This window comes from Agrobacterium tumefaciens (assembly GCF_005221385.1).
Lineage (GTDB): Bacteria > Pseudomonadota > Alphaproteobacteria > Rhizobiales > Rhizobiaceae > Agrobacterium > Agrobacterium tomkonis.
On sequence record NZ_CP039904.1, the window covers coordinates 1978876 to 1993741 of the forward strand.

At 60.5% G+C, this 14866-nt stretch carries 12 protein-coding genes; all 12 read left to right on the top strand.

The genetic code is table 11. The features are described from left to right. The first annotated feature begins 120 nt into the window (after positions 1 to 120). Entirely contained in the window at positions 121 to 1107 is a 987-nt protein-coding gene (locus tag CFBP6623_RS24285; protein WP_046801254.1) for an ABC transporter permease, read from the top strand. A 9-nt stretch (positions 1108 to 1116) separates the two neighbouring features. Beyond that, complete coding sequence (locus tag CFBP6623_RS24290; protein ID WP_046801255.1) at positions 1117 to 2241, top strand: ABC transporter permease; 1125 nt, start codon at positions 1117 to 1119, stop codon at positions 2239 to 2241. 8 nt (positions 2242 to 2249) lie between these two features. After that, positions 2250 to 3974: an ABC transporter ATP-binding protein gene (locus tag CFBP6623_RS24295; protein WP_167379196.1), complete on the top strand. Its 1725-nt coding sequence runs from the start codon at positions 2250 to 2252 to the stop codon at positions 3972 to 3974. A gap of 44 nt (positions 3975 to 4018) precedes the next feature. Beyond that, positions 4019 to 5206, top strand: coding sequence for a galactarate dehydratase (locus CFBP6623_RS24300; RefSeq protein WP_046801257.1), 1188 nt, complete (start codon positions 4019 to 4021; stop codon positions 5204 to 5206). Further along, positions 5193 to 6059 carry an aldose 1-epimerase gene (locus tag CFBP6623_RS24305; RefSeq protein ID WP_080843092.1) on the top strand — a complete coding sequence of 289 codons (867 nt, stop codon included), beginning with the start codon at positions 5193 to 5195 and terminating at the stop codon, positions 6057 to 6059. The genes CFBP6623_RS24300 and CFBP6623_RS24305 overlap by 14 nt, the downstream gene beginning before the upstream one ends. A gap of 136 nt (positions 6060 to 6195) precedes the next feature. Then, positions 6196 to 6996, top strand: coding sequence for a FadR/GntR family transcriptional regulator (locus tag CFBP6623_RS24310; protein WP_080843093.1), 801 nt, complete (start codon positions 6196 to 6198; stop codon positions 6994 to 6996). Positions 6997 to 7074: 78 nt separating this feature from the next. Beyond that, the gene (locus tag CFBP6623_RS24315; RefSeq protein ID WP_080843094.1) at positions 7075 to 8583 is read left to right on the top strand and encodes an ABC transporter substrate-binding protein; all 1509 of its coding nucleotides are present in this window, start codon (positions 7075 to 7077) and stop codon (positions 8581 to 8583) included. Positions 8584 to 8650: 67 nt separating this feature from the next. Next, entirely contained in the window at positions 8651 to 9598 is a 948-nt protein-coding gene (locus CFBP6623_RS24320; protein WP_003499573.1) for an ABC transporter permease, read from the top strand. 10 nt (positions 9599 to 9608) lie between these two features. Further along, a complete protein-coding gene (locus CFBP6623_RS24325; RefSeq protein ID WP_003505690.1) occupies positions 9609 to 10481 on the top strand; it encodes an ABC transporter permease in 873 nt (290 codons plus the stop codon). Positions 10482 to 10502: 21 nt separating this feature from the next. Beyond that, positions 10503 to 12287 (top strand): gamma-glutamyltransferase family protein, encoded by a 1785-nt coding sequence (locus CFBP6623_RS24330; protein WP_080843095.1) that lies wholly within the window; start codon positions 10503 to 10505, stop codon positions 12285 to 12287. A 4-nt stretch (positions 12288 to 12291) separates the two neighbouring features. Beyond that, positions 12292 to 14103: an ABC transporter ATP-binding protein gene (locus CFBP6623_RS24335; RefSeq protein ID WP_080843274.1), complete on the top strand. Its 1812-nt coding sequence runs from the start codon at positions 12292 to 12294 to the stop codon at positions 14101 to 14103. 126 nt (positions 14104 to 14229) lie between these two features. Further along, positions 14230 to 14841 (top strand): ankyrin repeat domain-containing protein, encoded by a 612-nt coding sequence (locus tag CFBP6623_RS24340; RefSeq protein ID WP_232370464.1) that lies wholly within the window; start codon positions 14230 to 14232, stop codon positions 14839 to 14841. Positions 14842 to 14866: the final 25 nt, after the last annotated feature.

The following is a 14866-nucleotide window of genomic DNA, read 5'->3' on the forward strand; positions in this document are numbered from 1 at the left end:
TACCGCCACATGGGCGTCGCTGCCGTAACGCGGCGACGCCTCTCAGGTTGTTTCGACCATCCACAGCCCGTCTCCCGGTGGAAGGCGGTGCGTATGGCACAATGTGATTGCGAGAACGACATGCTGCTTTTTATCGTAAAACGCCTGCTGTGGATGATCCCGTCCCTGTTTGCCGTCAGTTTCCTTGCCTTTGTCCTGATCCAGCTGCCGCCCGGCGACTATGTGACAACCTATATCGCCACCCTGGCCGCTTCCAACGAGGTCATTGACCACAATACGGCGGCGCAGCTGCGCGAACGTTTCGGCCTCGATGACCCGATGATCGTGCAATATCTGAAATGGATATGGGGCATTATCAGCCGTGGTGATTTCGGCATCTCGTTCGAGTGGCAGCAGCCGGTTTCCGGCCTCATCTGGGAACGCATGGCGCTGACGCTGGTTCTGGCCATCGCAAGCCTTCTCGCCACCTGGGCCATAGCTCTTCCCATCGGCGTCTTCTCCGCCGTGCGCAAATATTCGATCGGCGATTATCTCTTTACCGCCTTCTCCTTCTTCGGCCTTTCCATACCCTCGTTTCTGCTGGCGCTGGTGCTGATGTATGTGGCGGCGGTGGAGTTCGGGGCCGATGTTGGCGGGCTGTTTTCGGCAGAATATGAAACGGCGTCCTGGAGCATCGCCAAGATGATGGATCTCATGGCCCATATCTGGCTGCCGGTCGCCATCCTTGCCGTGTCATCCACCGCAAGCCTCATCCGCGTCATGCGTGCCAATATGCTGGACGAATTGCCCAAGCCCTATGTGACCACGGCGCGTGCGAAGGGTTTGTCGGAGTTCAGGCTGCTGACGAAATATCCGCTCAGAATTGCGCTCAACCCGTTCATTTCCACCATCGCATGGCTGCTGCCCAACCTCATTTCGGGCTCGGTCGTGGTCGCCATCGTGCTCAATCTGCCGACGGCGGCACCACTGCTTCTGCAGTCGTTGATGGCGCAGGACATGTATCTCGCCGGCGCTTTCGTGCTGTTGATCTGCGCGCTGACGCTGATCGGTTCGCTGATCAGCGACATCCTGCTTGCGCTGGTCGATCCGCGCATCCGTCTCGAATAGGAGGGCGCCATGAGCGATATCACTATGACCACCAACACCCGGCAGGACCGCGCCGCCGTCGCTTCGCAGTGGCAGCTCATCTGGTGGGCGTTCAAGCGCCACAAGCTGGCCATGGCCGCCCTGTTCATCACCATCGCCATGTATATCGTCGCGCTGGTGCCGGGCTTCTTCGCCATCAACGATCCGGTGCTGCAGAACGCCCGCGCCACCTTCCATCCGCCGCAGCGCGTGCATTTCATCGATACGACCGACGGTTTCTCGCTCGGAATGCATTATTATCCGCTGAAGCTGACCCGCAATCCCGAGACGCTGGCGGCGGTGTTCGTCGAAGATACCGCGAAGAAAATCCCGGTCCAGCTTTTCGGTCGAGGTTACGAATATTCCGTGTTCGGCCTGTTCAACACGGATATCCATCTGCTGGCCTCCACCGACAAGACGCGACCGCTCTTTCTCTTCGGTGCGGATCGTCTCGGCCGTGATGTCTTCAGCCGCGTCGTGCAGGGGTCGCAGATTTCCCTGTCGATCGGTCTTGTCGGCGTGTTTTTCTCGCTGCTGCTCGGTGTCGTTCTCGGCGGCATCTCCGGTTATTATGGCGGCCGCATCGATTTCGTCATGCAGCGGGTGATCGACTTCGTCTTGTCGCTGCCCACCATTCCCATCTGGCTGGCGCTGGCCGCCGCATTGCCGCAGGGCTGGCCGGCAACGCTGCAATACATGATGATCACCATCATCCTGTCCCTGACCGGCTGGGCGCAGCTTGCCCGCGTCGTGCGCGGCCGGTTCCTGTCGCTCAGAACCGAAGAGTTCGTGGCTGCGGCCCGGCTGGATGGCGTGCCGGAAGGGCGCATCATCTTCCGCCATATGTTGCCGAGTTTTTCGAGCCATATCATCGCCTCGGTCACGCTTGCGGTTCCGGCGATGATCCTTGCGGAAACCTCGCTGTCCTTCCTTGGCCTCGGCCTTCAGCCGCCGACGATTTCCTGGGGCGTGCTGCTGCGCGAGGCGCAGAATATCCGCTCGATCGCGACCGCACCCTGGTTGTTCCTGCCCGGTGTGGCTGTTGTCGTTGCCGTCATGGCGCTCAATCTGCTCGGTGACGGCCTGCGCGACGCAGCCGACCCCTATAACAAGTGAGGCCCCGGATGAGCGATATTCTCTCCATGAAGCCAGCAAAACCGCTGCTTGAAGTCCGCAATCTCGTCACCGAGTTCCCGGTCCGAAACGGTGTTTTCCGGGCGGTCAACGATCTGTCTTTTTCCATCGATCCCGGCAAGACACTCTGTGTCGTCGGTGAAAGCGGCTCCGGAAAATCCGTCACCGCCCGCTCTATCCTGCAAATTATCGACAGCCCCGGTTACATCGCGTCCGGGTCGATCATCCTCAATCGCGCCGATGGCACGTCGCTTGATCTGGCAAAGCTCGATCCGCGCAGCCGGGCCATCCGCTCGGTGCGCGGCGCTGACATCGCCATGATTTTCCAGGAGCCGATGTCGTCGCTTTCCCCGGTCCATACCGTCGGTGACCAGATCACCGAAGTTCTGCGCCTGCACCTGAAAATGACGAAGGCACAGGCGCGGGCTGAGGCCATCGAACTGCTGCGGCAGGTGGAAATTCCCAATCCCGAAAAGGCGCTGGATCGGTATGCCTTTCAATATTCGGGCGGTATGCGCCAGCGCGCCATGATCGCCATGGCGCTGGCCTGCAAACCGCAGCTGTTGATCGCCGACGAACCGACGACGGCGCTCGACGTCACTACACAGGCCGAAATCCTCGACCTGATATCGCGGCTGCAAAAGGCGCATGGCATGGCGGTGCTGTTCATCACCCATGACATGGGCGTGGTGGCGCAGATTGCCGATGATGTGCTGGTCATGCATCACGGTGTCGCCAAGGAATATGGCACTGTCGATGAGATATTCCACAGCCCGCAGGACTCCTATACCCGCATGTTGATCGGCTCGGTCCTGAAACTGGAGCAGAAAGCGGAAATCCGGCTTGCCCGTCCGCCGCTCGATCTTGCCGCAGCGCCCATCCTCGAAGTCAACGACCTCTCCATGCATTTCGGTGAGATGAAGGCGCTGGATGGCGTCTCGATCAAGCTGTTGCCCGGCGAGACGCTTGGCATTGTCGGTGAAAGCGGTTCGGGCAAGACCACGATGGGCCGCTCCATCATGCGCCTTTACGATCCGACCGGCGGTGAAATGCGTTATCGCCGGGCGGATGGCACGGTGGTCGATCTGGCCAAAATCGAAGGCGCCGAGCTGAAAGCCGCGCGGCGCGAGTTGCGCATGGTTTTCCAGGACCCGTTCGGTTCTCTCAATCCGCGCATGACGGTGGCGCAGGTCATCGGCGAACCATTGCTGGTCAACGGTATTGCCAGGGGCAGGGAGCTGGATGAGCGCGTCTGCGCCCTGATGGAGCAGGTGGGGCTTGATCCGATCGGGCGTGAGCGTTACCCGCACGCCTTTTCCGGCGGCCAGCGCCAGCGCATCGGCATCGCCCGCGCCATCACGCTGAAGCCGCGCATCATCGTGGCGGATGAGGCGACCTCGGCGCTTGATGTTTCGGTGCGGTTCCAGGTGCTTGATCTTTTGATGCGGCTACAGGACGAGCTAGGGCTCGCCTATATCTTCATCAGTCACGATATCGGCGTTATCAGATACATGTGCGACCGCGTCGGGGTGATGTATCGCGGCAAGCTGGTGGAAGTGGGAGAGGCGGAAAAGGTGTGCAACGCGCCGGATCATCCTTATACGCAGGCGCTTCTTTCCGCCATTCCGCGCCCTGACCCACGCGACCGGGATCGCACCCGAAGGTTCCGTTATGTCGAGCCATCCGAGATCAAGAACGGGGTAGCGGCCCGATAACGTCGCGGCCGTTGCATCCTGCAATTCACGAGGAAGAATAAAGCATGAAAATCGATCGCATGCGGGTATTCGTCACCCGCGACAAGGACCGTCCCCGCGTTGTCGTCGCTCTCGATACCGATGACGGTCTGACCGGCTGGGGTGAATGTTACAATCACGGCCCCGATCTCGCCTTACCGCCGTTGCTGGATTACCTCTACGGTTTCCTTGCCGGGCAGGATCCGACACGGGTGGAGTATCTCTACAATCTTCTTCTGCAACAGAACCGTTTTCCGCCCGGCGCGCTTGGTCTGTCGGCAATCTCGGCGCTTGACCATTGCCTGTGGGACCTTGCCGCCAAGGCGGCCGGCGTGCCGGTCTACAAGCTGCTGGGCGGCGAAGTGCGTGACCGCATCAAGGTCTATGCCGGTGTCTATACGGCCCCGGACGCACCGGCAGCGAAAGAAGAGTTCGACCGTCTGAACGAGGACTGGGGCTTCACGGCTTTCAAGCTTAGCCCGTGGCGCGTCGATATCCACGCCCATCGCTGGGGAGAGGTGGTGCGCAGTTCGGCCGAATATTTCCGCTCGCTTCGCGAGACCGTTCGTCCCGATTACGATATCGCCTTTGATGCCCATGCCAAGATTTTCGAGCCTGCCGCTGCCCGCCAGCTCGGCAACGCGCTTGCGCCTTACGATCCGCTGTTCTTCGAAGAGCCTTTGCGTCCGGAAAACATCGAGATGTGGGGAGACCTGAAACAGGGGCTGAACTGCACGCTGGCAACAGGTGAAAGTCTTTATAATCGCAATGAGTTCCTGCGGCTTCTTCAAGTAAAGGGTGCGGATATCATTCAGCCTGATATCTGCGTCGTCGGCGGTATTTCGGAGATGCGCCGCATCGCCACGCTTGCGGAAGCCCACTTCGTCAGCATCGCGCCGCACAACCCGATGGGGCCGCTCGCCACCGCCGTCAATGTGCATTTCTCCGCCGCCCAGCAGAATTTCCGCATTCTCGAATACCGGCTGCCGAAAGGGCAATGCTATGTCTATGGCGGCACCGATCTGGAAAAACGCGAGGATGAAACACGTTATGTCGTCGACCCCTACCTGCCGAAGGATGGATATCTGGAACTGAGGCCGGATCGCCCCGGCTGGGGTGTGGAGATGGATGAAAAAGCCATGCAGGAGGATGGCTATGTTCATTGGCAGAGACGGGTGCCGAAGCGGCCTGACGGATCCTATGCCTTTGCCTGAAACGGTTGCGATAAGCTGCGGGCAGCTCTCTGCCCGCCTGCGCCCCGCCTGGGGCGGCAGAATGACCCATCTGCACCACGCGGACTACGGCGATATTCTGGTGCCGACAAGCGAGGACGCTTTCGAGCCTTTCAACTGGCCGCGCGCCGGAGCCTATCCGCTGTTTCCTTTCCACAACCGGCTTTATGGCGGCTCCTTCGTTCATGCGGGCATCCGCCATGACCTCCTACCACATCCTGCGCTCGCGCCGGATGCCATGCATGGGCCTGCTCATCGGCGGGGCTGGGAGATTTCAGGTCTGGCTTCGGATCGGGCCGGGCTGGTACTTGATTATGAGGCTGACGGGGAATGGCCATTTTCCTTCCGGGCCGAACAGTCCTTTCTGCTTGAAGACGCCGGCCTCACGGTGGAACTGTCGATCACCAATCTGGGGGATGTGCCGGCACCAATGGCGCTGGGATGGCACCCCTATCTGGCTGCCGGCCTTGGCTGCGACGCGCAGACGGATGCAGGGCTGCAATATCCGCTGGACCCGCAGAACGTGCCGACCGGCGAGCCTGCAATTTCCCGCCACACGGCCGCCATTCCCGCATCGACGGGGTACACGCTGCATTACACCGGCTGGTCAAATGCGCATGTGCAATTGGGCAGGTTTTCACTGTTGATCGAGGCCGATCCCGTTTTCGGCCATCTGGCTGTTCACCGCATGGACCGCTATCTTTGCCTCGAGCCCGTTTCCATGGCGGCCGGAGCGCTCGGCCTGCCGGAGGTGCACCGGGAAGCGCTTGGTATCAGGATCGTCGCGCCCGGCGCGCGTCTGTCAGGGCGCATCCGGCTTTCCATCAGCTCCTGAGGGCAAGCAGGGAGGCGAGAATGCCCTGCCTCTGCGTCCTGTCTTCCCATTCAAAAAAACGCCACATGCCCATATTTTGAGCGTCAAAAATCGCCGCTCAAAAATGCGCTTGACGTCGGCGAAAATTTCTCACCAAATGAACCAATATAAGATTGGTTCAAGCAAATGGTGCGGTGTGGCGGCAGGCCCTAACGATAATTCCAACTACGCCTTGGCGCGGTTACGTGACTATATTCAGGCGAATCATCTCACCAGAGATGGGCGTTTGCCGACGGAGCGGGCCTTTGCGGAGACTTTTAATGTCGGCCGTCGTTCAATCCGCCGCGCTCTGGAGGTTCTGGAGGCCGAGGGCCTGATCTGGCGGCGGCAGGGGGCCGGAACCTTTGTGGGTGAAAAACCGGACGATTGGTCCGTACAGGTCACGGAATTGGTTGCGGGTACGGATTTCATGGAAATCATGGAAGTGCGCCTGCGCATCGAACCGCAGCTGGCGCAGCTTGCGGCCATGCGCGCCAAACCGGCCGAGGTGGAGCGCATGCGCGCCCTTGTTCAAAAGACCGGCCAGAGCACGGATGCCGACGCCAAGGAATTATGGGATGGTTCGCTCCATCGCCAGATCGCCCAGAGCGCCGGCAACAAGCTTTTCCTGTCGATCTTCGATGTCGTCAACCGCATTCGCCAGGACGATGCATGGCAGTCGATCCGCGAGCTTGCCCGGCGCAGCGGCACGAATGGCAGGGCGTCTTTCGAGCAGCATATGGCCATTGTCGAGGCCATTGCCGACCGCGATCCGGCGCGCGCCGGTGAAGCCATGCGCCAGCATCTTCTCATGCATCAGGAAAGGCTGATCCGCGCCACCTCGCTCGGCTTTCTGGAGGAGGAAACCGGGGAGGGCAATGCGGCCGAAGCCGATAATTCGCTGACCGAGGCCTCCTGAGGCCGCGGATGAAAACTGTCGTCCCGCAAGGGGCGGCCAATGACAAAAAGTCAAAATAACCAGACCAGAGGAACGAACATGAAGAAAATCCAGACATTGACTGCGGCGCTATTGGCAAGCGCATTGCTGGCCGCGCCGGCGCTATCGTCCGAATTGCGCATCGGCCTGAACGACGATGCCGATGTGCTCGACCCCGCGCAGTCGCGCACCTTCGTCGGCCGCATCGTCTACACCGCCATGTGCGACAAGCTGGTGGATATCTCGCAGGACATGAAGATCATGCCGCAGCTGGCTACCGAATGGGCGTGGTCCGAAGGCGGCAAGGTGCTGACCATGAAAATCCGCGATGGCGTCAAGTTCCACAATGGCGAGACGCTGGACGCGGCCGCCGTTGTCGCCACCATCGAGCGCAATATCACGCTGCCGGAATCGCGCCGCAAAAGCGAGCTGTCCTCGGTCGAGAAGGTTGAGGCGACGGGACCGCTGGAGGTGAAATTCACGCTGAAGACGCCTGACGTTACCCTTCTGGCGCAGCTTTCCGACCGCGCCGGCATGATCGTTGAACCCAAGGCGGCCAAGGAACTGGGCGCGAATTTTGGTTCGAAACCGGTTTGCGCGGGGCCGTTCAAATTTGTCGAGCGTATCCAGCAGGACCGTATCGTGCTCGAGAAATTCGCTGACTATTGGGATAAGGACAAGGTCCTCGTAGACAAGGTCGTTTATCTGCCGATCCCCGATACGACCGTGAAGCTTGCAAACCTTCGTGCAGGCGACCTCGATATCGCCGAGCGTATTTCGGCGTCCGATGCGGAATCCGTCAGGAACGACGCCAAGCTGACCTATGCCGATGTGATCGGGCCGGGTTACATGGCCATGTATGTCAACATGAACAATGGCGCGCGTGCGGATAATCCGCTCGGCAAGGACAAGCGCCTGCGTCAGGCATTCTCCTATGCCATTGACCGCGAGGCGATCGGCCAGATCGTCTTTGAAGGCACCTCCAAGGGCGGTAATCAGGCCTTTCCGCCGACGAGCCCCTGGTTCAACCAGAGCCTGCCGGTGCCGCCACGCGATATCGACAAGGCCAAGCAGCTGATGAAGGAAGCGGGTTACGAGACGCTCGACGTCGAGCTTCAGCACGCCAACAACACCACGCAGACACAGATGATGCAGGTCATCCAGTCCATGGTGGCCGAGGCCGGCTTCAACGTCACCCTGAAGGCAACCGAGTTTGCGACGCTTCTGTCCGAACAGACCGCCGGCAACTACCAGCTCAGCCGTTCCGACTGGTCGGGACGTATCGATCCCGATGGCAACCTGCACCAGTTCGTCACCTGCAAGGGCGGCATCAACGACGTGAAATATTGCAATCCCGAGGTCGACAAGCTGCTGAACGAGGCCCGCGCCTCGACCGAAGATGCGGTCCGCAAGGAAAAATACGATGCCGCAAGTGTCATCCTCAACGATGACATGCCGATCATCTATCTCGGCCACCAGCCTTATGCCTATGCCATCTCCAACAAGGTCAAGGGCTGGGCACCGTCGCCGGATGGCATGATCCGTCTTCTCGGCGTCAGCAAGGACTGACAGCTTTGAACAGGTCGCACGGCTTGCCGTGCGGCCCCCAGCACCGGACTCAAACGGGGGCAATGCCATGCCTGTTTATATCGGCAAGCGACTGCTGGTCGCGATCCCGACGCTTCTCATCATTTCCATCTTCGTCTTTTCGCTGCAGAAATTGTTGCCGGGCGATCCGGTCCTTGCCATGGCGGGCGAGGAGCGCGATCCCGCGACGATTGAATTCCTGCGCGAGAAATATCGCCTGAACGACCCCGTGCCGCTGCAATATATCAACTGGCTGGGCGGCGTGGTTACGGGTGATTTCGGCATTTCGCTGCGCACCAACCAGCCGGTGCTGGAACTGATCGGCCAGAAGCTGCCGGTCACCATTCAGCTTGCCGTCATGGCAATGTTCTTTGCCATGGTCATCGGCATTCCCATCGGCATTCTGGCCGCCGTCAAGAAGAACACGTGGATCGATTATACGGCCAATATCGTGGCGCTCTCCGGCCTGTCGATCCCGAATTTCTGGCTCGGCATCATGCTGATCCTGCTGGTGTCGGTCAAACTCGGTTGGCTGCCGGCATCCGGTTATGAATCGATCTTCGTAGACCCTGTCCGCTCCATCGAAACCATGATCATGCCCGCCTTCGTGCTCGGCAATGCGCTTGCGGCGACGCTGATGCGCCATACCCGCTCGGCGATGGTGGCGGTCTTGAGTTCCGATTATATCCGCACCGCCCGCGCCAAGGGGCTTTCGCCACGCGAAATCATCCTGTCGCACAGTTTCCGCAACGCGCTTCTGCCCGTCATCACGCTGCTGGCGCTGCTCTTCGGTGAATTGCTGGCCGGCGCGGTTCTGACGGAGCAGATATTCACCATTCCCGGCTTCGGCAAGATGACCGTCGATGCGGTGTTTACGCGTGACTATGCCGTCGTGCAGGGCATCGTGCTCTGCACCGCCGTCGGCTTCATCCTCATGAACCTTCTGGCCGACATTGCCTATGTCCTGCTCAACCCCCGCCTCAGGGCGACAATCTGAGGCTGATATCATGACCGTTCTCGATCAAAACCTCTCCGTACCGGCGACACGGCAGGAAAGCCGCGCCTGGAAAAAAATGAAGCGCAACAAATCGGCGCTTGTCGGCATGATCATCGTGCTGTTTTTCGCCGTGCTTGCCATCGCCGCGCCGATCCTGCCGATTGCCGACCCGGTTGCGACCAGCTGGTCGGCCATCCGCAAGGCGCCATCGGCGGCCCACTGGCTCGGGACCGATGATCTCGGCCGCGATATTCTCTCGCGCATGATCTATGGCGCGCGCGCTTCGCTGATGGCAGGCGTCGTCTCCGTGATGATCGCCGTGGTGATCGGTGTGCCGTTCGGGTTGATTTCAGGTTATTTCGGCGGCTGGGTGGATATGGTCATATCGCGCATCACTGAAGCGCTGCTGGCCATGCCGTTCCTGATCATGGCGATTGCACTGGCTGCCTTTCTCGGCCCGAGCCTCACCAATGCGATGATTGCCATCGGCCTTTCCGCCATGCCGATTTTCGTGCGGTTGACGCGCGGGCAGGTGCTTGCCGTCAAGATGGAAGATTATGTCGAAGGCGCAAGGTCCATCGGCCTCAACCATATCGATATCATGACCCGTTATATCCTGCCGAATGTCTTTGCCCCCATCATCGTGCAGGCGACGCTGACGGTGGCGACCGCCATCATCGCGGAGGCGAGCCTTTCCTTCCTCGGTCTTGGCCAGCAGGCGCCGGCCCCATCCTGGGGTTCCATGCTGAACACCGCGAAGAATTTTCTCAGCCAGGCGCCGTGGATGACGATGTGGCCCGGCATCGCCATCTTCCTCGTCGTCATCGGTTTCAATCTTCTGGGCGACGGCCTGCGTGACGCGCTCGATCCGCGCGAAGCATGATTTTTTACAAGGAATATCGGAATGACTGAATTCACCACACGCCCTGAAATCCTTGGCACCTTCGGCGTCGTCACCTCCACGCACTGGATCGCCTCGGCCGTTGGCATGGCGATCCTCGAAAAGGGCGGCAATGCTTTCGACGCCGCCGTCGCCACCGGTTTTGTCCTCCAGATTGTCGAGCCGCATCTGTGCGGTCCGGGCGGAGATATGCCGGCCGTGTTTTATTCGAAGCAGAAGGACAAGGTCGAAGTCATCTGCGCACAGGGCCCGGCCCCGAGCGGTGCGACGATCGAACATTACACTTCGGAAGGGCTGAAACTGATCCCCGGCGACGGGCTGCTGGCCACCGTCATCCCCGGTGCCTTCGACGGCTGGATGCTGATGCTGCGCGATTATGGCACGATGAGTGTGCGCGACGTGCTGGAACCGGCCATCTATTATGCCGAGCAGGGGCATCCAACGCTTCCGCGTGTCTCCGCCACCATCAAGGGGCTGGCCGATTTCTTCGAGAAGGAATGGCCGACATCCCATGATACATGGCTGCCGGGCGGCGCGGCACCCGAACCTCACGCCAATTTCAGGAACCCTGTCCTTGCCGCGACCTATCAGCGGATCGTCACCGAAGCCGCAGCGCGCTCCGGTCGCGAAAACCAGATCGAGGCGGCACGCGATGCCTTCTACCGGGGTTTCGTAGCGGAAGCCATCGACAGTTACGTAAGGTCGGCGGAGGTGATGGATGCCAGCGGCGCAAAGCATAAAGGGGTGCTGACGGCGCAGGACATGGCGGATTGGAGCGCGACCGTCGAAGCGCCGCAGACATTCGACTATCATGACTGGACGGTTGCCAAGACACCTGCCTGGGGGCAGGGTCCGGTTCTGCTGCAATCGCTCGCATTGCTGAAAGGTTTCGACATCGCGGCCATGGACCCGTCCGGTCCCGATTTCATCCACACCGTCGTCGAAGCCATGAAGCTCGCCTTTGCCGACCGTGAGGTCTATTACGGCGATCCGGAATTTGGGCAAATCCCAACGGAATATCTTCTCTCCGAGGGCTATAATGCCGGACGCCGGGCGCTGATCGGCCGCGAGGCCTCGCTGGGGCTGCGCCCCGGCACCGTGCCGGGTTATGAAAATCAGGTGGACGCCACCATGGCCATGCTGGCCGAGATGAGCGGCAAGGGCACCGTCTACGAACCGACCATGTCGCATCTGACTGAGAAGCGCGGGGACACGGTGCATATCGATGTCATCGACCGCTGGGGCAACATGGTCTCCACCACACCTTCGGGCGGCTGGCTGCAATCTTCGCCCATCGTGCCCGGTCTCGGTTTCGCGCTCAATTCCCGCGCCCAGATGTTCTGGCTGAAGGAAGGCCTGCCGACCTCGCTTGCGCCGGGCAAACGCCCGCGCACGACGCTGACGCCGTCGCTGGCGCTGCATCAGGGCCGTCCCGCCATGGTCTTCGGCACACCCGGCGGCGACCAGCAGGACCAGTGGCAGCTGCCCTTCTTCCTGCGTTATGCGCATCACGGCAAGAACCTGCAGTCGGCCATCGATATGCCCCTGTTCCACACCTCGCATTTTCCGGGTTCGTTTTATCCGCGCACCAGTTCGCCGGGTGAAATCATGGTGGAAAGCACGGTGGGGGAGGCCACGCTCGACGAGCTTCGCCGTCGCGGCCACCGGGTCACGGTTGCCGATGCCTGGTCGGTCGGGCGATTGACTGCTGCGCGGCGGGATGCGGATGGCCTGTTGCGGGCTGCGGCAACACCGCGGCTGATGCAGGCCTATGCGGTGGGGCGTTGACACCATGGAAACAAAACCAGTCCTCTCCGTCCGTAACCTGACGACGTCGTTTCTCGTCGATGACGAATGGAAAAGCGTCGTGCGCAACGTCTCTTTCGATGTTGCGCCAGGCGAAACCGTCGCGATTGTCGGCGAATCCGGTTCCGGCAAGTCCGTCACCTCGCTGTCGCTCATGCGCCTGCTTGCGCCTTCCTCCAGCCGGATCGAAGGCGAAGTGCTGCTCAACGGCCGCAACCTGCTGGCGCTTTCCGAAAAGGAGATGCGCGGCGTGCGCGGCAACGATATCTCGATGATCTTTCAGGAGCCGATGACCTCGCTCAATCCGATCTTCACCATCGGCCGTCAGATTTCCGAAGTTCTCATTCGCCACAAGGGGCTTTCGAAACAGCAGGCGCGGGCGGAGACGGTGCGGCTTCTGGAAAAGGTCCGTATTCCCAATGCGGCCGGCCGTTTTGACGAATATCCGCATCAGTTTTCCGGCGGCATGCGCCAGCGGGTAATGATTGCCATGGCGCTCGCCTCGCGGCCGAAACTGCTGATCGCCGATGAGCCGACGACGGCGCTCGACGTCACCATTCAGGGGCAAATCCTCGACCTGATCAAACTGCTTCAGGAAGAGGAAGGCATGTCGGTCCTTTTCATCACCCACGACATGGGCGTGGTGGCCGAGATCGCCGACCGGACGATTGTGATGTATCGCGGCGATGAGGTTGAGACCGGACCGACCGAGGAGATATTCAAACGCGGCAAGCACCCCTATACGCGGGCGCTGCTTTCGGCGGTGCCGAAGCTTGGCTCGATGCGTGATCGGCAATGGCCGACGCGTTTTCCCGTGCTCGACATGAAAACCGGTCTTTCAACCGAAGCCGAGGAGGTGGCCGAGACGGTTGCGAGCGGTCAGACGCCGGTTCTGTCGGTCAAGAACCTCGTGACGCGTTTCCCCATCCGCTCCGGCCTGCTGGCGCGCCAGACGGGTGCGGTTCATGCCGTCGAAAACGTCTCCTTCGATCTGTTCCAGGGCGAGACGCTTGCGCTGGTCGGTGAATCCGGTTGCGGAAAATCCACCACCGGCCGCTCGATCATGCGCCTCGTGGAGCCGTCGTCCGGCGATGTATCGCTTGACGGTTACGATGTGATGCGGCTCGATACGGTGGGCCTGCGCAACATGCGCAAATCCGTCCAGATGATCTTTCAGGACCCGTTCTCCTCGCTCAATCCGCGCATGACGGTGGGGATGGCAATTTCCGAACCCTTCATCAAGCACAAGTTGGGCACCACGAAACAGGCGAAGGAAAAGACCGCCGATCTTCTGCAGAAGGTTGGCCTTTCCGCTGATATGGCCGGTCGATACCCACATGAGTTTTCCGGCGGCCAGCGTCAGCGCATCGCCATTGCCCGGGCGCTTGCGCTTGATCCCAAGGTTATCGTTGCCGATGAAAGCGTCTCGGCGCTGGACGTTTCGATCAAGGCGCAGGTCTGCAACCTGTTGCTCGACCTCCAGCAGAGCCTCAACCTCGCCTTCCTGTTCATCTCGCATGACATGGCGGTGGTGGAGCGCGTCAGTCACCGTGTGGCGGTGATGTATCTCGGCGAGATCGTCGAAATCGGCCCGCGTGCTGATGTCTTCGACAATCCGCAGCATGCCTATACGAAAAAGCTGATGGCGGCGGTGCCGGTTCCGGATCCGGCGCGGCGCGGAATAAGGCGCGGCGTTTCCAATGACGAGCTGAAAAGCCCGATACGGGCAATGGGATATGAAACGCCTGTACGGACTTACAGGACCGTTTCACCCGGCCATTTCGTGCAGGTGGCCTGAGGCGGCAAAAAAGCGGGTCTTGAAGCGAATGCCGGTCATCTGGAATAATGGCGCTGCCCGCACCACCGGTGCCGGCATTCTTTCGAGGTGACGATGCGACGACTGGTTTTATGGGGAGTGCTGATGATGGCCCTTGGCGCAAATGCTGAGGCTTCCGTTCTGGAAGCCGTAACGGCGAAGGATCACGCGAGGCTCGAACAGCTTTTGAAAAACAGTGGCGTCACCGAAGAGCGGAACGCGCAGGGCCAGACGCCTCTTCTGGTTGCCGTCTGGCAAAATGATGTGTCGGCGGCACGCCTGCTTCTCGATGCCGGTGCCGATGTCGATGCCCGCGACAATATCGAGGACAGCCCGTTTCTGGTGGCGGGTGCACAGGGCAGAACCGAGATCCTGCGGATGATCCTGAAAAAGGGCGCAAACCTTGAAAGCACCAACCGCTTTGGCGGCACCGCCCTCATTCCGGCTGCCGAAAAGGGACATCCGGAAGCCGTTGATATGCTGCTTGCAGCCGGTTTGGATGTCGATCACGTCAACCGGCTTGGGTGGACGGCCCTGCTTGAAGTCACAATCCTGAGAGATGGCGGGGCGGTATCCCAGCGGATCGTCCGGTCGCTTCTTGCCGGCGGCGCTGACGTTGCAGTGAAGGATTTTGACGGAAGGACCGCGCTTGCCCATGCCCGCGAAAGAGGGCTTACGGAAATCGTTGCACTGCTTAAGGCCGCCGGCGCGAAGGACTGACCGGCCGCTTGGCCGAGCGCGCGAG